General features: G+C 74.0%; 14 protein-coding genes. 8 read left to right on the forward strand and 6 right to left on the reverse strand.

Features of this window, described 5'->3' with window-relative positions:
• The first annotated feature begins 225 nt into the window (after positions 1-225).
• Positions 226-984, forward strand: a complete 759-nt coding sequence (locus tag ABD230_RS09470) for a MerR family transcriptional regulator (protein WP_344372280.1) — start codon at positions 226-228, stop codon at positions 982-984.
• Between the two features lie 64 nt (positions 985-1,048).
• On the opposite strand, the gene yczE is transcribed toward ABD230_RS09470, so the two are convergent.
• The gene (yczE, locus tag ABD230_RS09475; protein ID WP_344372283.1) at positions 1,049-1,741 is read right to left on the reverse strand and encodes a membrane protein YczE; all 693 of its coding nucleotides are present in this window, start codon (positions 1,739-1,741) and stop codon (positions 1,049-1,051) included.
• Positions 1,742-1,807: 66 nt separating this feature from the next.
• Between yczE and yczR the strand changes: the two genes are divergently transcribed.
• Positions 1,808-3,250: a MocR-like transcription factor YczR gene (gene yczR, locus ABD230_RS09480; RefSeq protein WP_344372285.1), complete on the forward strand. Its 1,443-nt coding sequence runs from the start codon at positions 1,808-1,810 to the stop codon at positions 3,248-3,250.
• A 4-nt stretch (positions 3,251-3,254) separates the two neighbouring features.
• Here yczR and ABD230_RS09485 read toward each other — a convergent pair whose 3' ends face one another.
• On the reverse strand, positions 3,255-4,787 hold the full coding sequence (locus ABD230_RS09485; RefSeq protein ID WP_344372287.1) for an MFS transporter: 1,533 nt from the start codon (positions 4,785-4,787) through the stop codon (positions 3,255-3,257).
• A 96-nt stretch (positions 4,788-4,883) separates the two neighbouring features.
• Here ABD230_RS09485 and ABD230_RS09490 point away from each other — a divergent pair, with 96 nt between their 5' ends.
• Both ABD230_RS09490 and ABD230_RS09495 read left to right on the forward strand, forming a co-directional pair.
• Positions 4,884-5,555 carry a TetR/AcrR family transcriptional regulator gene (locus ABD230_RS09490; RefSeq protein ID WP_344372290.1) on the forward strand — a complete coding sequence of 224 codons (672 nt, stop codon included), beginning with the start codon at positions 4,884-4,886 and terminating at the stop codon, positions 5,553-5,555.
• 137 nt (positions 5,556-5,692) lie between these two features.
• Positions 5,693-8,020, forward strand: a complete 2,328-nt coding sequence (locus ABD230_RS09495) for an esterase-like activity of phytase family protein (RefSeq protein ID WP_344372295.1) — start codon at positions 5,693-5,695, stop codon at positions 8,018-8,020.
• Between the two features lie 211 nt (positions 8,021-8,231).
• Here ABD230_RS09495 and ABD230_RS09500 read toward each other — a convergent pair whose 3' ends face one another.
• Both ABD230_RS09500 and ABD230_RS09505 read right to left on the reverse strand, forming a co-directional pair.
• The gene (locus ABD230_RS09500) at positions 8,232-9,281 is read right to left on the reverse strand and encodes an autotransporter outer membrane beta-barrel domain-containing protein (RefSeq protein ID WP_344372299.1); all 1,050 of its coding nucleotides are present in this window, start codon (positions 9,279-9,281) and stop codon (positions 8,232-8,234) included.
• Between the two features lie 90 nt (positions 9,282-9,371).
• Positions 9,372-10,337, reverse strand: coding sequence for a hypothetical protein (locus ABD230_RS09505; RefSeq protein WP_344372303.1), 966 nt, complete (start codon positions 10,335-10,337; stop codon positions 9,372-9,374).
• A gap of 139 nt (positions 10,338-10,476) precedes the next feature.
• On the opposite strand from ABD230_RS09505, the gene ABD230_RS09510 reads away from it, so the two are divergent.
• On the forward strand, positions 10,477-14,214 hold the full coding sequence (locus ABD230_RS09510; protein ID WP_344372306.1) for an efflux RND transporter permease subunit: 3,738 nt from the start codon (positions 10,477-10,479) through the stop codon (positions 14,212-14,214).
• Between the two features lie 24 nt (positions 14,215-14,238).
• Here the strand turns inward: ABD230_RS09510 and ABD230_RS09515 are convergent, their stop codons facing one another.
• Positions 14,239-16,560: an FdhF/YdeP family oxidoreductase gene (locus tag ABD230_RS09515; RefSeq protein WP_344372311.1), complete on the reverse strand. Its 2,322-nt coding sequence runs from the start codon at positions 16,558-16,560 to the stop codon at positions 14,239-14,241.
• Position 16,561: 1 nt separating this feature from the next.
• The gene (fdhD, locus tag ABD230_RS09520; protein WP_344372314.1) at positions 16,562-17,398 is read right to left on the reverse strand and encodes a formate dehydrogenase accessory sulfurtransferase FdhD; all 837 of its coding nucleotides are present in this window, start codon (positions 17,396-17,398) and stop codon (positions 16,562-16,564) included.
• Between the two features lie 61 nt (positions 17,399-17,459).
• Here fdhD and mobA point away from each other — a divergent pair, with 61 nt between their 5' ends.
• Genes mobA through ABD230_RS09535 form a run of 3 tightly spaced genes read left to right on the forward strand, consistent with a single transcriptional unit; the run spans position 17,460 to position 19,530 of the window.
• Entirely contained in the window at positions 17,460-18,062 is a 603-nt protein-coding gene (mobA, locus tag ABD230_RS09525; RefSeq protein WP_344372318.1) for a molybdenum cofactor guanylyltransferase, read from the forward strand.
• A complete protein-coding gene (locus ABD230_RS09530) occupies positions 18,059-18,331 on the forward strand; it encodes a DUF6457 domain-containing protein (protein ID WP_344372321.1) in 273 nt (90 codons plus the stop codon). Before mobA ends, ABD230_RS09530 begins: the two co-directional genes overlap by 4 nt.
• Complete coding sequence (locus ABD230_RS09535; protein ID WP_344372325.1) at positions 18,328-19,530, forward strand: molybdopterin molybdotransferase MoeA; 1,203 nt, start codon at positions 18,328-18,330, stop codon at positions 19,528-19,530. The genes ABD230_RS09530 and ABD230_RS09535 overlap by 4 nt, the downstream gene beginning before the upstream one ends.
• Positions 19,531-19,549: the final 19 nt, after the last annotated feature.

Below are 19,549 nucleotides of genomic sequence, written 5' to 3' on the forward strand. Positions count from 1 at the left end.
TTCGGGAGGAGGTTCCGAGCGACACGCGGGCGCGCGCCGCGCGGCGCGCCGGAATCCGCTCGGAAGTTCCTCCCGAACCTGGGGGCGGTGGAGGCGGGGTGCACGACGGCGGGCGCGCGCGACGTGCGGAGACGCCGCGGATTCCCGCTTGACATTGACGCGACGTCAACTTCTACGGTGGAGTCATCCGCACGCGACCACCGCGCAGAGAGAGAGGAGGAACCGATGGACTGGTCGATCCAGGAGATCGCCAAGCTCGCCGGCACCACGAGCCGGACGCTGCGTCACTACGACGACATCGACCTGCTCGCTCCGAGCCGGGTGGGCGCGAACGGCTACCGCTACTACGACCGCGCCGCGCTCGTGCGGCTGCAGCGGATCCTGCTGCTGCGCGAGCTCGGCCTCGGCCTGCCCGCGATCGCCGACGTGCTCGACGGGCAGTCCGACGAGTCGCGCGCGCTGTCCGGCCACCTGGCGTGGCTGCGACAGGAGCAGGACCGGCTGGCGCGGCAGGTCGCGTCGGTCGAGCGGACCATCGAGGCACTGGAGGGAGGTGAGCAGATCATGGCGAAGGACATGCTGGACGGGTTCGACCACACGCAGTACCGCGAGGAGGTCGAGGAGCGCTGGGGCGCCGACGCGTACGCCGCGGGGGACCGCTGGTGGCGCGGCATGGGCGACGACGAGCGTCGTGCCTGGAAGGAGCGCACGGCCGCCCTCGGCCGCGACTGGACGGCGGCCGCCGCATCGGGCATCGCGCCCGGCAGTGCGGAGGCGCAGGCGCTCGCGAAGCGCCACGTCGAGTGGCTGACGGGCATCCCCGGCACGCCCGCGACCACGCCCGGCGGCGACGTCAGGGCGTACGTCGAGGGCCTCGGCGAGATGTACGTCGCAGACCCGCGTTTCGCGGCCAACTACGGCGGCGAACAGGGCGCGGCGTTCGTCCGCGACGCGCTCCGCGTGTACGCGGAGGCGAACCTGTAGCGGATGCCGCGGGAGCGCGCCCCGCGGCATCCGTCGGTTCGCCGGCCGACGCCCGCAGCCCGGCTCAGGCCTGCGCGGGCGTGGCGCCGGTGGCGGGCGGGAGCTCGCGCGCGGCGCGCGGCCGACGACGTGCCGATGCCTCGCGCCGGACGGCGAACATCGGGATGGTCCAGCCGCAGAGCGGGCCGATCAGGAGCGCGAACGCGAGCGTGCCGATGCCGACGTTGCCGCCGAGGAAGAACCCGGTCACGAGGACGGTGACCTCGATGCCCGTGCGGACGACCCAGATCTTCCAGCCGGTCCGGCGGTGCAGCCCGGTCATCAGGCCGTCGCGCGGCCCGGGGCCGAAGTGGGCCCCGATGTACAGGCCCGTGGCGACGGCGAGCACGAGGATGCCGCCGAAGAGCATCACGATCCGCGCCCAGAGGTCGAGCCCGGTGGGGATCATCCACAGGGAGAGGTCCGCGAACGGGCCGACGAGCAGCGCGTTCATGAGCGTGCCGAAGCCGGGTCGCTGCCGGATCGGGATCCACAGCAGCAGCACGATGCCGCTCGTGATGACGGTGATGAGGCCGAAGCCGAGGCCCGTCTGCTTCGCGATGCCCTGCGTGAGGACGTCCCACGGGGCGACGCCGAGCTCGCCGCGGACGATGAGCGCGATGCCGAGGCCGTAGAGGTACAGGCCGATGAAGAGCTGCGCGAGCCGGCGCGCGAAGACGGGCGCGGTGTCGGCGGTGCGGAGGGTACGGAACGGCATGGTGGCAATCCAATCCTCAGATTGGCCTTTCGGCAAGAAGCCAATTCGCCTAAAGTGGCCCGCATCATGGATGCCACCCTGAGCGCCCGCGCGCTGGACACCCTGCTCGGCGACTGGCGCGGCGACGGCGGCAGCGCCTATCGGGCGCTCGCCGACCGGATCCGACTGCTCATCCTCGACGGGCGGATCCCCGTCGACACCCGGCTGCCGGCGGAGCGCGACCTCGCCGAGCGGCTGCACCTCAGCCGGACGACCGTGACCGCCGCGTACCGCGAACTGCGCGAGCAGCGGATGCTCCACAGCATCCGCGGTTCCGGGAGCGTCGCCCGCCTGCCCGGTGCCCCGGCGATCCTGCCGGCGCCGCCGGCGGCCGACTACGTCGACTTCTCGAAGGCCGCCCTCCCGGCGCTCCCGTGGCTCCCCGAGATCGCGCGGGCCGCGGTCGACGACCTCCCGCTCCACCTCGGCGAGAGCGGCTACGAGCAGCTCGGCATCCCGGAGCTCCGCGCGGCCATCGCCGACCGGTACACCGCCCGCGGCCTGCCGACGAGCCCCGACCAGGTCATGGTCACGATCGGCGCGCAGCACGCGATCGCGCTGCTCTCCCGGGCGCTCGTGGGTCGCGGCGACCGGGCCCTGATCGAGGTGCCCACCTACCCGCACGCGTACGAGGCCTTCCGCGGTGCGGGCGCGCGACTCGTCACCGTGGCGACCTCGCCCCACGACGCGGGTCCGGAGGGGTTCGGCGCCCCGGACGAGGCGGGCGACCTCGTGCGGGCGATCGGCCACGCCAACCCGGTCGCGGCGTATCTCATGCCCGACTTCCACAACCCGACGGGCCGCTCGCTGAGCGCCGACGCGCGCGAGCGGGTGCTCGACGCCGCCGCGCGGCAGGGCACGGTCGTGATCGCCGACGAGACGACCGCGGAGCTCGACATCGATCGCGCCGCCGACCTGAAGCCGCTCGCGGCCTACGGCCCGGCCGTCATGGTCGGCTCGGTGGGCAAGACCGTCTGGGGTGGCGTGCGCGTCGGCTGGATCCGCGCCGACCGGCCGCTCATCCGGCGCCTCCTCGCCGTCCGCTCCCCCGGCGACCTCGGCACGCCGATCCTCGAGCAGCTCGTCGTCGCGCGGCTGCTGGCCCGCATGGACGACATCCTCGAGCTCCGCCGCGAGCAGCTGCGCGCCGGGCGTGACCGCCTCGAGGAGCTGCTCGGCGACGCGTTCCCCGCGTGGCACGTGCCCCACGTCGACGGCGGTATCGTGACGTGGGTCGGCCTCGGCGCCCCGGTCAGCTCGCAGCTCGCACTGGCGGCGCGCACCGAGGGGCTGATCGTCGCCGCGGGCCCGCGGTTCGGCATCGACGGCGCGTTCGAGCGCTTCCTGCGGCTGCCGATCTGCTATTCGCCCGAGACGACCGAGGCCGCGGTGCAGGCCCTGGTGCGGGCATGGGGTTCGCTCGCGCGGACGCCCGTGCCCGACCAGGGCGTGCTGACCGCCGTGGTCTGAGTGCTCAACCGACCGCGACGGGCTCCGGCTCGTCCGCGTGATCCTGTGCCCGCGGCCGTGGCTGCGCGAGCGACAGCCCGTCGCCGCGGCGACGGAACAGCAGCGCGGCGACGACGGCCCCGAGCAGGTAGAAGCCCGCACCCCACCAGTACGCGACCGCATAGCTGTGGATCGCGGCATCCGCGGCGACCTGCGCGCTCGGCGGCGTGTGCGCCGCCAGGTAGTCGGTCGCGGCGGTCGCGGCGAGCGTGTTGAGCAGCGCGGTGCCGATCGACCCGCCGACCTGCTGGCTGGTGTTGACCATCGCCGACGCGACGCCCGCGAAGGCGCGGTCGACGCCCAGCGTCGCCGACTGCATCGACGCGGGCATGATCGAGCCCATGCCGAAGCCGAACAGCATGAGCGGCGGCATGATGTCGATCGCGTACGCGCTGTCCGCGTCGACGTGCGTGAGGATCACGAGCGCGGTCGCCGCGAGCAGCATGCCGAACGGCACCATGACCTTCGGCCCGAAGCGCGGGACGAAGAGGCTCGTCGACAGCTGTGCGGCGAGCACGAGCATCGCGATCATCGGCAGGAACGCGAGCCCCGTCTGGATCGGTGAGTAGCCGAGCGAGGTCTGCAGGTAGTAGGTGACGAAGAGGAAGACGCCGAACATGCCGGCGCCCGCGATGAGCACCGAGAGGTAGGCGGCGCCGCGGTTGCGGTCGAGCACGATCGGCAGGGGGAGCAGCGGATGCCGCGCCCGCCGCTGCCACAGCACGAACGCGATGAGCAGTACGGCGGACGTCGCGAGCAGGCCCCACGAGAGGGGCGAGTCCCAGCCGTCGGTCTCGGCGTTCGAGAGGCCGTAGACGAGCAGGAAGAGGGCGCCCGAGACGAGGACCGTGCCCGGGAGGTCGAGCCTGGGCCGCGGTCCCGAGCGCTCGACGTGGCGCACGAACACGATCGCTCCGATGGCGGCGACGACCGCGATGACGACGTTGATGTACAGGTTCCAGCGCCAGTCGAACTGCTCGGTCAGGAACCCGCCGAGGAGCAGTCCGATGGCCCCGCCGGCGCCCGCGATCGCGCCGAAGACGCCGAAGGCCCGGGCGCGCTCGCGCGGGATGGTGAAGGTGGTCGTGAGGACCGCGAGGGCGGTGGGGGCGAGCAGGGCGCCGAACGCGCCCTGGAGCGCGCGGGCGCCGACGAGCACCTCGAAGGTGGGCGCCGCGCCGCCGAGCGCCGAGGCGACGGCGAAGCCCGCGAGGCCGATGAGGAAGGTGCGCTTGCGGCCCCAGAGGTCGGAGATGCGTCCGCCGAGCAACAGGAGGCTGCCGAAGGCGAGGGAGTAGGCGGTGATGACCCATTGGCGGTCGCCGTCGGAGAAGCCGAGGTCGGCCTGGGCGGCGGGCAGGGCGATGTTCACCACGGTGGCGTCGAGCACCACCATGAGCTGCGCGAGGGCGACGGTGGCGAGGGTCCACCAGCGCCGGGCGGGAGCCGTGCCGGGCGTCGCGACGTCGGTCGCGGAATCGGTCGGAGCAGATGACATGCGAGCCACTCTAAACGAAACTCGACAGTTCCGGATATATTCAGTTCCTGAAGTAACATGGCAGCAACATCAGGTCGACGGCGAGAGGAGGCCGACGTGACGCGGGTCGACCCCGAGGCTCCGGCCGAGTCCCTCGGCGACGACGTGGCGTCCGATGCCGCGCCCGCGCGGCTCGGCCGCAAGCGCGACCACACCCGCGACCCCGAGATCCTCGAGGCCGCCATCGATGTGCTCGCCGAGACCGGGTTCGAGGGCATGACGATCGACATGGTCGCCACCCGGGCGCGGGCGGGCAAGGCGACGATCTACCGTCGCTGGCCGTCCAAGGCCGACCTCGTGCTCGACGCCGTCGCCTGCATGAAGGCCTCCGAACTCGACGCCGACCACCTGCCCGACACCGGCACGCTGCGCGGCGACCTCGTCGCGATGATCCGGCCCAAGACGATCGAGGAGGCGCAGCGCAAGCTCCGCATCATGGCCGGCCTCTTCGGCATGATCTCGACCACGCCCGAGCTCGCGGACGCCGCCCACGCGGCGATCATCGAACCGCGCGCGGCCGTGAACCGCGCGCTCCTGCGCCGTGCGATCGAGCGGGGCGAGGTCCGCGACGACGTCGACGTCGACCTCATCGCCTCGATCACGCCCGCGATGGTCGCCTTCCGGCTGCTCGTCGAGCGCCGGCCGGTCGACTCCGGCTACCTCGTGTCGCTCATCGACGGGGTCCTGCTCCCGGCCGCCGGCGTCGTGCCCGGCCCAGCCGCCGGCTGAGGCGCCGGGCAGGACCCCGGCGCCCGCGCACCTCACGGGTTCATCACGCCGGTCCCGACCGTTCACCTCGCGCTCACCCCGCCGTCGCCCCGGGGCGGGATCTTGGGTCGATCCCAGTCACCGACCCCGGAGCGACCATGCCTTCACGCACCCTGCCCGTCGCCGCGATGCTCACGGCGACCGCGCTCGCCTGCGGCGCCGCCGCGACGCCCGCGCTCGCCGAGGAGACGCCGGCCGCGGCATCCGCCTTCGGCCGCCTGGCCACCTACCCGGTCTTCCAGAACGTGCCCGCCGGTGTCGACCCGGCCGACGAGACCGTCGCCGAGATCTCCGCGGTCAGCGAGGACGGCCGCACCCTCGTGTACACGGACGCCGCGGGCAAGCGCATCGGCTTCCTCGACCTGACCGACCCGTCGCAGCCGACCGGACTCGGCACCGTCGACCTCGCCGAGCTCGGCCACGCCGACGACCAGCCCACCTCGGTCGCGATCGTCGGCGACCACGTGCTCGTCGTGGTCGACGAGACCGGCGGCGCGTTCACCGAGCCGAAGGGCCGCCTCGACGTGCTGCGCCTGTCGGACCGCGAGCGTGTCGCGAGCATCGACCTCGGCGGCCAGCCCGACTCCATCGCGATCTCGCACGACGGCAAGGTCGCGGCCATCGCGATCGAGAACCAGCGCGACGAGGAGATCGAGGTCGACGGCGTCGAGGGCGGCCTGCCGCAGGCGCCGGGCGGCTTCGTCCAGGTCGTGAAGCTCACGGCCGCGAAGCCCTCGAGCTGGAAGGCGCAGCCCGTGTCGTTCTCGTCGCCGTCGGCGCAGGCGACGCTCGCCGACGCCGGCCTCTACGCCCCCACCGACCCCGAGCCCGAGTACGTCGCCTTCGGCCCAGACGGCACGCTCGCGGTGACGATGCAGGAGAACAACGGCGTCGCACTCGTCGACGTCCGCACCCGGAAGCTGACCGGCGCCTTCTCGACGGGCACGCTCACCGCGACCGGCTTCGACACGACGAAGGACAAGCGCATCGACGCGTCGGGATCGCTCGTGGACGTGCCGCGCGAGCCCGACTCGATCGCCTGGGTCGACGAGCACCACGTCGCGACCGCGAACGAGGGCGACCTGTTCGGCGGCACCCGCGGCTGGTCGATCTTCGACGTCCGTACGGGGGAGCTCGCCTGGGACGCGGGCACCTCCTACGAGCAGCTCGCGATCGCCCACGGGGTCTACAACGACGACCGCGCCGGCAAGAAGGGCCCCGAGCCCGAGGGGCTCGCCGTCGCGGAGTTCGGCGGCACGCCGTACGCCTTCGTCGCGAGCGAGCGCAGCAACATCGTGGTCGTCTACGACGTGAGCGACCCGGTCGAACCCGAGTTCGTGCAGACCCTCTTCGCGACCAACGGCCCCGAAGGCATCCTGCCGATCCCGGGCCACGACCTGCTCGCCGTGTCGAGCGAGGTCGACGAGGCCGACGCGGGCGTGCGCGCGAGCGTGTCCCTCTTCGGCTTCGGCGCGGGTGACACCTCGCAGCCGAGCCTCGTCTCCGACGCGGTCGACGGGCAGGCCATCGGCTGGCTCGCGCTGGGCGCGCTGTCGGCGGACCCGGCCGATGCGGGCACGCTCTACACCGCCAACGACTCGGCGCTGAAGACGACCTCGATCTTCACCGTCGACGTCACGGGCTCGCCGGCGCGCATCACGGACGCGCTCGAGGTCACCGACGGCGGCGCGCCCGCGTCGCTCGACGTCGAGGGCATCTTCGCCCGGCCGCAGGGCGGATTCTGGCTCGCCTCGGAGGGGACCACCGGAGCGGGCAACGCGCTCATTCGGACGGATGCCTCGGGTGCGATCGTCGAGTCGATCGCACTGCCCGCCGACATCTCTTCCCACGTCGGCAAGTGGGGCCTCGAGGGCGTCACCGCGACGACGGACGCGACCGGCGACGAGGTCGTCTACGTGGCGCTGCAGCGTCCGCTGTGGAGCGACCCGGCCGCGGCATCCGGCCCGATCGACGGCGAGGGCGTGACCCGCATCGGGCGCTACGACGTCGCGACCGGCGACTGGACCTGGTTCGGCGTCCAGCTCGCCGCGACGTCGACGCCCGGCGACTGGATGGGCCTGTCCGAGATCGTGGCCGTCGACGAGGACACGCTCGCGGTCATCGAGCGCGACAAGCTCAACGGCCCGGCAGCCGCGGTCAAGCGCGTCGTCGCCGTGGAGCTCGGCGGCGTCGAGGGGATCGCCGGCGTCGGCGCGCCCGGCGACCTGCCCGTCCTGTCCACCTCGGCCGTCGTCGACGTCCTGCCCGCGCTCCGGGCCGTGAACGGATGGACGCAGGAGAAGCTCGAGGGCCTCGCGATCGCGGCCGACGGCCGGGTCTACGCCGTCACCGACAACGACGGACTGAAGGATGCGACGGGCGAGACCGTGTTCCTCCGTCTCGGGTCGGCGGCCGACCTGTTCTGATCCGACGCCCCGCGCCCGGGTCGTGGCCCGGGCGCGGGGAGGGGCGGGACGGTGGGAACCCGATGACCACCGCCCCGCCCGGTCGCGACTCAGATGCGCGACCGACCGCGCCGCGGCCCGAATCGCGGCACGGAGTCGTGGGCGCAGCGCGCACGCTGCGTGCGGTCGGACCCGGCGCCGCCCCGAGGGACGACGCCGGGCCCGCGCCGTCTCAGCGACGCAGTGCGAACCGCCGGATGCCGACGAGCAGGCCGCCGGTCACGACGAGGAGCAGCGCGAGCCGCTCCCAGAACCCGGCATCGACCCCCGTCGAGGCGAGCGAAGCCGTGCCGGCGGAGACCGGCGCGACCGCTGCCGACGGCATCGGGGCGGCCATCGGCACGGCGCCGTCGTGGCCGCCGTGGTGACCGCCGCCCGGCGTCGACGGGTGACCCGGCCGACCGGGCTCCGACGGGTCGCCGGGGTCGCCGGGCTCCGACGGGTCGCCCGGGTCCCCGGGCTCGGTCGGTCCGCCCGGGATCACGACCGTGGTCGCGCCCTCGGACGTGCTGTCGCCGATGACGGAGACCGCGTTGCCGCCGATGGTGATCGGCAGGGTGAGGTCGGGCAGGACCTGGGTACCGCCGAGGATGGCGTCCTCGCCGCTGGTCCGGGCCCCGCCGGTGCTGCCGGTGCCGTCGCGGGTGGTCACGACCGTGGTCGCGCCCTCCGACGTGCTGTCGCCGATCACCGACACGGCGTTGCCGCTGACCGTGACGGGCGCGTCCACGTCGATGAGGGCCTGGGTGCCGCCGAGGATGGCGTCCTCGCCGCTGGTCCGGGCCCCGCCCGCGTCGTCAGAGTCGCCGGCGACGTCGGCTCCGCCGCCGTCCGTGCCGACGATCGTCGTCGCGCCGTCCGAGGTGCTGTCGCCGACCGACACGGCGTTGCCGCTGATCGTGATCGGCACCGACACGTCGACGATCGCCTGGCTGCCCGAGCCGATGCCGTCGTCACCGGAGGTGACGGCGACGGGCTCCCATGACGCGTCGTCGTCCGCGGTCGCCGCGGCCGCGGCATCCGTGGACGCCGAGTCGCCGATCACCGACAGCGCGTCGCCGCCGATCGTGACGGGCAGGTCGATCGAGATCCCGAGCTGGGTGCCCGAGAGGATCCCGTCGTCGCCCGTGGACTCCGCGGCGTTGGCGACGCCGGCCCCGAGGAGCATGAGCCCCCCGGTGAAGAGGGTCGCGGTGAGCGCCCTCGATACGAAGGTGTGCATGGTGATGTCTCCTGACTGAGTGGGTTGGATCCGCTCCCCGGGCGGGAAGCGGCGACCGTGTCCGCCTGCGGGCAGGCGGAGCGGTCCCCGTCAGTCAGGAGTGGTGTCGGTGTCGAAGACCGGCGACGACGGGAGGTCGTCGTCGACGGACGTGAGCGCCGGCGACGCGAGCGCGTCGAGCCGCACGGCGGCGAATGCGGCGTCGCCGCCCGACGTGCCGCCGGAGCCGCCGCCCCCCGAGGCGCTGCCGCCGGCGGGCGCGCCGGACGAACCCGGTGGCGCGGCGGGGGAGGCGGGAGGACCGGGCGGATCCGTCGGGTCGTCGTCCGCGGCGGACGACAGCCCCGGCGGCGAGGAGTCGACGGACGCGATCACCGTCGAGGCGGATGCCGCGGGCCGACCGGCGCCCGGTGACGCCGCGCCCGCTCCGGGCGCGGCCGCCATGGGTGCCGCGGGCTCGGCGGAACCATCGACCGGCTCGACGGGAGGGAGCAGCCCTGCGGGCTCCTGCAGACCCGGGAGCGACGGCAGGATGCCGTCGTCGGGGAGGGGGCCGAGGTCGCCCACGACGACGTCGAGGGCGTCGTCGACCACGCCGACGACCGGATCGAGGACCGTGCCGATCGTGTCGTCGCCGAGCAGCGACCCGACGATCGGCACCGTGCCGACCAGGTCGTCGGCCGTGTCGACCACGGGCGTGACGAGCGAGCCGGCCGGGCCGGCGTCCACGACCTCCGAGACGACGTCGCCGCCCGCGGCCACGGTGTCCGTGACGACGACATCGACCGCGTCGACCGCCTCGACCACGGTCGGGTCCGACGGCTCGACCGCCGAGACGACGGGCGCCGCGACGGGGTCGACGACCTCGTCGACCACGCCGTCCAGCGTGTCGTCGACGACGCCGACGACGGAGCCGACCGCACCGAGCAGCCCGTCCGGCCGCTCCTCGGCGGACGCGCTCGACGGCGATGCGACGAGGCTCACGACGACCCACGCGGCGGCGAGCCCGGTGCCCAGGAGGGCGGCGCGAACGAGTGGGACCCTGCGGTCCACCACGATCGGTCGCATCGGCACCCCCGGGACGCGTATTGTCGCGACCCTACCCCGGATGGGGGACACGGGTCCAGAGATCGGGGCGGCGGGTTCCCAGCTTCCCGTTATCCGGACGGCCGCGTCCGCTGCGAGAATCGACCCCATGTCCGTTCTCGCCAGGCTCAGCATGCGCAACCGCGCCCTCATCGCGCTCGTCACCATCGTCGTGGCGATCTTCGGGGGCATCGCGCTCAACGGGCTGAAGCAGGAGCTGGCGCCGTCGATCCAGCTGCCGCAGCTGTCGATCATCACGCCCTACCCCGGCGCGTCGCCCGAGGTCGTGAACGCCGACGTGTCGACCCCGATCGAGACGGCGATCCAGGGCATCACGGGCCTCGAGTCGACCTCGACCACGAGTTCGACCGGCGTCTCGCGCGTGGTCGCGAGCTTCACGTACGGCACCGACCTCGCGTTCGCCGAGCAGAAGCTGCTCTCGGCGGTCAACCGGATCGCGCCCACGCTGCCCGAGGACGTCGACCCCCAGGTGGTCGCGTTCAGCTTCGACGACCTGCCGGTGCTCGCGGTCGCCGTGACCGGCACCGACGACACCGCCGCGCTCTCCGACGAGCTCGCCCGGACCACGCTGCCCGAGCTGCGCGACATCGACGGCGTCCGCGATGCGGCGCTGGTCGGCGATCGCGGCCAGCGGGTCGTGATCACGCCCGACGTCGCCCAGCTCGCGACGTACGGCCTGACCTCGCAGGCGATCCGCGACGCCCTGCAGCAGAACGGCGTGCTGCTGCCCGCGGGCCAGATCACCGAGGGCGACTCGACCTTCGCGGTCCAGTCCGGCACGCGCCTCGGCACCGTCGACGACCTGAGCGCCCTGCCGGTGCTCGGCGGCACCGAGCAGCAGCCGATCCCGACCGGCGAGGGCCTGCCCGAGGGGGCGACGGGCACCGACGGGACGACGCTCCCGGACGGCACGGACACCGGCACCATCCCGGGCGACGGCACGGGCCTGCCCGGGGCGGATGCCACGACCGGCACGGTCGCCGTGCCGGTCTCGCTCACGATCGGCGACGTCGCCGCGGTCGAGCTCACCGAGAACCCCCAGACCAGCATCTCGCGGGTGAACGGCGAGGCGGCGCTCGCGATCTCGGTCACCAAGCTCCCCTCGGCCAACACGGTCGAGGTCTCCAACGCGGTCCGCGACGCCCTGCCCTCGCTGCAGGCCTCGCTCGACACGACGAACCCGGGCGCCGAGTTCACGGTCGTCTTCGACCAGGCGCCGTACATCGAGCACTCGATCGAGTCGCTCGCGGTCGAGGGCCTGCTCGGCCTCGTGTTCGCCGTGCTCGTGATCCTCGTGTTCCTGCTGTCGGTCCGCGCGACCCTCGTGACGGCGATCTCGATCCCGACATCGGTGCTCATCACGCTGATCGGCCTGCAGGCCGCCGACTACACGCTGAACATCCTCACGCTCGGCGCGCTCACCATCTCGATCGGACGCGTCGTGGACGACTCGATCGTCGTCATCGAGAACATCAAGCGCCACCTCGTCGCCGGCGTCGACAAGGCCTCGACGATCGTGCACGCGGTCCGCGAGGTCGCGGGCGCGATCACGGCCTCGACCATCACGACCGTCGCGGTGTTCCTCCCGATCGCGCTCGTCGAGGGCGTGACGGGCGAGCTGTTCCGGCCGTTCTCGCTGACGGTCACGATCGCCCTGCTGGCGTCGCTGCTCGTGTCGCTCACGATCGTGCCGGTGCTCGCCTACTGGTTCCTGAAGCCCGCGAAGCCGCGCAAGGGCGAGACCGAGGCGGACGTCGCGGCGTCGGCCGCCTTCGTCGACGAGGTGTGGCTCGCCCCCGAGCTCCGCGACGAGCGCGAGCCGGCGCCGGCGCCGGTGCGGGTGCCGGCGACGGCGCGGCCGGCTCCGGCGGCGGCCTCGGACGAGGTGTGGCTGGCGCCCGAACTCCGCGACGCCGACGGCGGCACGGGCCTCACGCCCGCCGCCACGACGGATGCCGCGAGCCGGCCCTCGTCGGCCGCGCCGACGGATGCCGCGGCCCGTCGCGCCGCGGCCGACGAGCTCGAGCACCCCTCGCGACTGCAGAAGGGCTTCCTGCCGATCCTGTCGTGGACCCTCCGGCACTCGCTCGTCACGATCATCGCGGCGGTCCTCGTGCTCGGCGGCACGGTGGCCCTCGCCCCGCTCATGAAGACGAACTTCCTCGGCAGCAGCGGGCAGAACACCTTCCGCGTGACGCAGGAGCTGCCGGTCGGCTCGAGCCTCGAGTCCATGGCCGCCGCCTCCGAGCCGGTCGAGGAGACGATCCGCGGCGTCGACGGCGTCGAGACGGTGCAGGCGTCGATCGGCACGTCGACGGGGGGCGGCGCGCTCGCCGCCTTCGGCGGGTCGAGCAACACGGTCGCCTACAACGTCACGACCGACGAGGACGCCGACCAGGAGGCGCTGCAGGAGGAGGTGCGCGCGCAACTCGACGAGCTCGACGACGTCGGCGACATCACGCTCTCGGCGCAGAGCGGCTTCGGCGCCTCGAACGACATCGAGGTGGACATCACCGCGTCGAACGAGGAGGACCTGCGGTCGGCGACGGACGCCGTCGTCGAGGAGCTCGCCGGGCTCGACGCGCTGAGCCAGGTGACCTCGAACCTCGAGTCGTCGCAGCCGTACATCGCGATCGAGGTCGACCGGGCCGCCGCTGCGGACGCCGGGTACTCCGAGGTCGCGCTCGGCGGCTACGTGTCGGCGCAGATGCAGCCGCAGTCGGCGGGGTCGATCGTGATCGACGAGAAGACGCTGACCATCTACCTCGCCGCCGAGGAGTCGCCCGCGACGGTGGACGAGCTCCGGGCGCTCGAGGTGCCCACGCCGACCGGACCGGTCCGGCTCGACGGGCTCGCCGCCGTCGAGCAGGTCGACGGGCCGTCGTCCGTCACCACCGTGCAGGGGCTGCGCAGTGCCACCGTCGCCGCGACCCCGTCGGGCGACGACCTGGGCACCGCGAGCGCCGACGTGCAGCGCGCGGTCTCGGCGGTCGACCTGCCGGAGGGAACGTCGGCGTCCCTCGGGGGCGTGACGGCCGACCAGCAGGAGTCGTTCTCGCAGCTCGGGCTCGCGCTCCTCGCGGCCATCCTCATCGTCTACGTCGTCATGGTCGCGACGTTCCGGTCGCTCCTGCAGCCGCTCCTGCTGCTCGTCTCGGTGCCGTTCGCGGCGACGGGCGCCATCCTGCTGCAGATCGCCACGGGTATCCCGCTCGGCGTCGCCTCGCTCGTCGGCGTGCTCATGCTCGTCGGCATCGTCGTCACGAACGCGATCGTGCTCATCGACCTGGTGAACCAGTACCGGGATCGCGGGATGGACGTGCGCGACGCGCTGCTGCACGGCGCCTCCCGACGACTCCGGCCGATCCTGATGACCGCGCTCGCGACGATCTTCGCGCTGCTGCCGCTCGCCCTCGGCATCACGGGCAGCGGCGGCTTCATCTCGCAGCCGCTCGCGCTCGTGGTCATCGGCGGCCTGCTCTCGTCGACGCTGCTGACCCTGCTCGTGCTGCCCGCGCTCTACGACCTCGTCGAGGGCGGACGCGAACGGCGGAAGGCGAAGCGCGCCGCCCGGCGAGCGGAGGCCGAGCGCGCCGAGGCGGAGCGCGAGCCGGTCGGCGTGGCGGCCGGCGGCGGCGCGGCGGCCGGGGGCGCGGCGTCGACCTCCCCGGTCGAGGCGCCGACGGCGGAGCCGACGGGGAGCGACGATGGCGGATCGAGCGACGGCGCTGCCGACGACGATGCCCCTGCCGACGACGATGCGCCCGACGACGATGCGCCCGACGGCGGCGCGCCCGACGACCATCGCCGCGACGACGGACGCTGACCCGGACGCCGCGGGCACGCGTCCTCAGCGGCCCGCGGCGGTCCCGGCGTCCGTGCCGTCCGCACCGACCGCCTCGAGGCGGACGATGACCGCCTTCGACACCGGGGTGTTGCTCACCTCCGCCGCGCTCGCGAGCGGCACGAGCACGTTCGCCTCGGGGTAGTAGGCCGCCGCGCAGCCGCGCGCCGTCGGATACGCGACGAGGCGCTGGTTCGGCAGTCGCCGGTCCGGTTCGCCCGGCCACTCGCTCACGACGTCGACCCGCTGCCCGTCCTCGAGGCCCAGCTCGGCCAGGTCGTCCGGATGCACGAAGACGACGTCGCGGCCCTTCCGGATGCCGCGGTAGCGGTCGTCCAGGCTGTAGATGGTCGTGTTGAACTGGTCGTGCGAGCGCAGCGTCTGCAGGATCAGCCGTCCGGGCGGGCGCTCGAGGTGCTCCAGCTCGTTGACGGTGATGATCGCCCGGCCCGAGGGGGTGTCGAAGCGGCGCTCGTCGCGCGGCCCGTTCGGCAGCACGAAGCCGCCCTCGCGTCGGACGTCCTCGTTGAAGGACTCGAAGCCGGGCACGACGCGCGCGATGCGCTCCCGGATCCGGTCGTAGTCGTGCTCGAACTCGGCCCACGGGATGCCGTGGCGCTCGCCGAGCGTCGCCTCGGCGAGCCCGCACACGATCGCGACCTCCGACCGCAGCCCGTCGGCGACGGGCGGGATCGCCCCATGGCTCGCGTGCACCGCGCACACGCTGTCCTCGACCGAGACGAACTGCGGTCGCCCGTCCTGGAGGTCGATCTCGGTGCGGCCGAGCGTCGGCAGGATGAGGGCCTCCTCGCCCGTGACGACGTGCGAGCGGTTGAGCTTGGTCGACACCTGCACGGTCAGCTTCGCCCCGCGCATCGCGGCCTCCGCGGCATCCGTGTCGGAGATCGCGGCGACGAAGTTGCCGCCCATGGCGACGAACACGTCGATCGCGCCGTCCTGGAGCCCGTGCACGGTCTGCAGCGCGTCGGCCCCGTGCGCGCGCGGCACTGGGAAGTCGAACTCCGCCTCGAGCGCGGCGAGGAACCGCTCCGGCATCCGCTCCCAGATGCCCATCGTGCGATCGCCCTGCACGTTGCTGTGCCCGCGGATCGGCGAGGCGCCGGCGCCCGGCTTGCCGATGTTGCCGCGCAGGAGGAGGAGGTTGACGATCTCCCTGATCGTGGGGACGGCCTTCCGGTGCTGGGTCAGCCCCATCGCCCAGGTGATGATGACGCGGTCGGCGGCGAGGTACTCCTCGGCCAGCGCGTCGATCTCCTCGGTCGCGAGCCCGGTGGCGGCGAGCACGGCCGCCTCGTCGAGCTCGGCGAGGTGGGCGCGGAACGCCTCGAGCCCGTCCGCGTGACGGTCGAGGAAGTCGTGGTCGAGCACGGTGCCGGGCGCGGCATCCTCGGCGTCGAGCACGCGCTTGGATACCGCCTGCAGCAGCGCCATGTCGCCGCCGGAGCGGATCTGCAGGAAGCGGTCGGCGATCGGGGTGCCGCGGCCGAGGAGGCCCCGGACCTTCTGCGGGTTCTTGTAGCGGATGAGCCCGGCCTCGGGCAGCACGTTGACGGAGACCACGCGACCGCCGTGGCGCTTCGCCTCCTCGAGGGCCGTGAGCATCCGCGGATGGTTCGTGCCCGGGTTCTGGCCCATGACGATCACGAGGTCGGCCTTCGCGAAGTCGTCGTAGTGGACCGTCGACTTGCCGATGCCGATCGTCGCCGTGAGGGCCGTGCCGGTGGACTCGTGGCACATGTTCGAGCAGTCGGGCAGGTTGTTCGTGCCGAAGGCGCGCACGAAGAGCTGGTAGAGGAACGCGGCCTCGTTCGAGGTGCGGCCGCTCGTGTAGAACGCGGCGCGGTCGGGCGTCTCGAGCCCGTTCAACCGGTCTGCGATGATCCGGAACGCCTCGGGCCACGACACCGGCTCGTAGTGGTCGGACCCGGCGCGCTTGTGCACGGGTTCGGTGAGCCGGCCCTGCTGCCCGAGCCAGTACTCCGACCGATCGAGCAGCGAGGTGAGCGAGTGCTCCGCCCAGAACTCCCGCGGCACGGTGACGGGCGTGGCCTCCCACGTCGTCGCCTTCATGCCGTTCTCGCAGAACTCGAGGCGGTTGCGGTGGCTCGGGTCGGGCCACGCGCAGCTCATGCAGTCGAAGCCGTCCTTCTGGTTGATCGCGAGCGCGAGCCGCGCGGTGCGCGACAGGCCCATGCGGGCGAGTGCGGGCTCCATCGCGTGCAGGATGCCGGGTGCGCCGACGGCCCACTCCTTGCTCGGACCGACCTCGAGGTCGGGGTAGGGGTCGGGGGTGGTCCGATCGTCCATGTCAGTGCGCCTCCACCGGCTCGAGGATGCGGTCCATCCCCGCGTACACGACGAGCGACGTGCCGCGGGAGAACCCGATGAGGGTGAGACCGGATGCCGCGGCGTGCTCGACCGCGAGCGACGACGGCGCCGAGACCGCCGCGAGCACCGGGATGCCGGCCATGGTGGCCTTCTGCGCGAGCTCGAAGCTCGCCCGGCCGGAGACCTGCAGGATCGTCGCACGCAACGGCAGCCGGCCCTGCTGCGCGGCCCAGCCGATCACCTTGTCGACCGCGTTGTGGCGGCCCACGTCCTCGCGGAGCACGAGGAGGTCGCCGGTCCGAGCGTCGAAGAGGCCCGCGGCGTGCAGCCCGCCCGTGCGGTCGAAGATGGCCTGGCCCTCGCGCAGCCGGTCCGGCAGCGCCGCGAGCAGGTCGGGCTCGAGCCGGAGGTCGTCGTCGGCCACCTCGTACGACGATCGCGTGCGCACGGCGTCGATGCTCGCCTTGCCGCACACGCCGCACGAACTCGTCACGGTGAGGCTGCGCCGCAGCGCGGCATCCGGCCCGGGCACGCCGGGTGCCAGCGCCACGTCGAGCACGTTGTAGGTGTTCTCGCCCGGTGTGCCGCAGTGGATGGCCGCGGCGACCTGGTCGCCGCGCGAGACGACGCCCTCGGAGACGAGGAACCCGGTCGCCAGTTCGACGTCGTGACCCGGCGTGCGCATCGTGACCGCGAGCCGCTCGCCGCCGACGCGGAGCTCGAGCGGCTCCTCGACGGCGAGGTGGTCCTCGCGCCGGGATGCCGCGGCGCCGATCGTGACGCGCATGACCCGCGTCCTCGCGGTGATCCTGCCCATGCTCCCTGCCTATCACGACCCGGGCCGACGCGCCCGCACGGGGGCGATCTAGGGTGAAGCCGTGGGCGTGGTCGATGCGGTGATCCTGATGGGCGGCCGGGCCGAGCGGCTCGGCGGCATCGTCAAGGGCGACCTGCGGGTCGACGGTCGAACGCTCCTCGAGCGCGTCGTGGACGCCGCGGCCGGTGCGCGGTGCCGGGTGGTCGTGGGCGAGGCGGGCGCGTCGCGCCTGCCCGACGACGTCCGGATCGTGCGCGAGGAACCGCCCCTCGGCGGACCGGCCGCGGCGGTGGCGGCGGGCGTCGCGGCGCTCGAGGACGACGGCGACGACGTGCTGCTGCTCGCCGGCGACCAGCCCTTCATCGCGGACGCGGTCGAGCCGCTGCTCGCCGCGCTCGCCGCGCACCCCGAGGCCGACGGGGTCCGGGCGATCGACGCGGACGGGCGGCCGCAGCACCTGGCGAGCGTCGTCCGGCGGCCCGCGCTCGAGTCCGCGATCGCGGAGGCGACCGAACGAACGGGCACGCTCGAGGGCGCGTCGGTGCGCGCGCTCTTCGCCGCGTTACGTCTCGTGGACACCGCCGTGCCGATCCGCGCGACGATGGACGTGGACACGTGGGCCGATGCCGAGGCCCTCGGCGCGACGGGAGGAGCGACCCCATGAGCGATCCGGACCAGCAGGAGCTGCACCGCACGCTGTCGGAGTGGGCCGACCGGGTCCGGGCCGAGCTCGACATCCCCGGGGCGCCGCTCGACCTCGACGGCGTGCTCGGCCTCGCCGGCGTCGCCGCGCACGCCGTCGTCCGCCCGGCCGCGCCCGTCACGACGTGGCTCGCCGGATACGCCGCGGGCGTCGCCGCCGCCTCCGGGGCCGACCCCGAGGCTGCCGCGGCCGACGCGCTCGCGCGCGCCCGGCGGCTCGCGGGCTCGTGAACGGTCCCGTCGACTGGCGCGAGGCGAGGGCGCGGGCCGCCGCCGCGGCGCCGCCTCCCGCGGTCGAGCACGTCGCGCTGCCGCGCGCGCTCGGTCGGGTGCTGGCGGAGCCGCTGGTCACCCCGATCCCGCTGCCGCACTTCGCGTCGGCCGCCATGGACGGGTGGGCGGTGCGCGGCGCCGGGCCGTGGCGACTCGTGGAGTCCGATGCGGCGACCGGGCCCGACGCGGCGCCCGACCCGGACACCGGCCTCGCCCGCAGCGTGCTCCGGCCGGGTCAGGCGGTGCCGATCGTCACCGGTGCCCCGGTGCCGACGGGGGCGGACGCGATCCTGCGCGTCGAGGCGGGCGGGGTCGACGGCGACCGGCTCGAGGCCGTCGGCGACGTCGGCCGGCGGGACGTGTCGGAGCACCGCCACCTCCGCCCGGCCGGTTCGGAGGCGGTCGCGGGCGAGCGCCTGCTCGGGCCGGGCGTGCGGCTCACGCCGCCCCGCATCGCGCTCGCGGCCGCGACGGGCGTCGATGCGCTCGCCGTGCGTCGCCGCCCGCGGGTCGCCGTCGTGCTCACGGGCGACGAGGTCGTGGAGTCCGGCGTGCCGGGCGTGGGCCGGGTGCGCGACAGCTTCCGCATCGCCCTGCCCGCCGCGCTCGAGTCGCTCGGGGCCGAGGTCGTGGGCGTGGTGCGGATCCCGGACGACACGGATGCCACGCGCGCGGCCCTCTCCGGCGGCGACGTCGACCTCGTGGTCACGACGGGCGGCACGGGCCGGTCCGACGCCGACCACGTGCGCCGGGCACTCGACGCGATGGGCGCCGAACTCCTCGTGCCGTCCGTCGCGATCCGTCCGGGCGGCCCGACGCTGCTCGCACGCGGTGGCGGGCGGGTGGTGCTCGGCCTGCCCGGCAACCCGCTCGCGGCGGTGCTGGGCCTTGTCGCCATCGGTGCGCCGCTCGTCGCGGCATGGACCGGGCTCACGCCGGCCGAGGCCGTCATCCGGGCCGGCGCGCCGCTGGCCGGACGCGAGGGCACGACCGGCCTGGTGCCGGCGACGGTCGCCGAGGGCGTCGCGATGCCGACCGAGTTCGCCGGTGCCGGCATGCTCCGCGGGCTCGCCTCCGCCGACGTGGTGCTCGCCGTCCCGCCCGGCGGGGCGGCGCGGGGCGAGCGCGTCGAGGCGCTGCCGCTGCCCTGGTCCTGAGCGGCCCGACGTCGTCTCC

This window comes from Agromyces tropicus (genome assembly GCF_039531345.1).
GTDB lineage: Bacteria > Actinomycetota > Actinomycetes > Actinomycetales > Microbacteriaceae > Agromyces > Agromyces tropicus.

Excerpts from the sequence above, each read along its gene's own strand:
- ABD230_RS09470 (WP_344372280.1), top strand. The coding sequence starts at position 226 with ATGGACTGGTCGATCCAGGAGATCGCCAAGCTCGCCGGCACCACGAGC.
- yczE (WP_344372283.1), bottom strand. The coding sequence starts at position 1,741 with ATGCCGTTCCGTACCCTCCGCACCGCCGACACCGCGCCCGTCTTCGCG.
- yczR (WP_344372285.1), top strand. The coding sequence starts at position 1,808 with ATGGATGCCACCCTGAGCGCCCGCGCGCTGGACACCCTGCTCGGCGAC.
- ABD230_RS09485 (WP_344372287.1), bottom strand. The coding sequence starts at position 4,787 with ATGTCATCTGCTCCGACCGATTCCGCGACCGACGTCGCGACGCCCGGC.
- ABD230_RS09495 (WP_344372295.1), top strand. The coding sequence starts at position 5,693 with ATGCCTTCACGCACCCTGCCCGTCGCCGCGATGCTCACGGCGACCGCG.
- ABD230_RS09500 (WP_344372299.1), bottom strand. The coding sequence starts at position 9,281 with ATGCACACCTTCGTATCGAGGGCGCTCACCGCGACCCTCTTCACCGGG.
- ABD230_RS09510 (WP_344372306.1), top strand. The coding sequence starts at position 10,477 with ATGTCCGTTCTCGCCAGGCTCAGCATGCGCAACCGCGCCCTCATCGCG.
- ABD230_RS09515 (WP_344372311.1), bottom strand. The coding sequence starts at position 16,560 with ATGGACGATCGGACCACCCCCGACCCCTACCCCGACCTCGAGGTCGGT.
- fdhD (WP_344372314.1), bottom strand. The coding sequence starts at position 17,398 with ATGGGCAGGATCACCGCGAGGACGCGGGTCATGCGCGTCACGATCGGC.
- ABD230_RS09530 (WP_344372321.1), top strand. The coding sequence starts at position 18,059 with ATGAGCGATCCGGACCAGCAGGAGCTGCACCGCACGCTGTCGGAGTGG.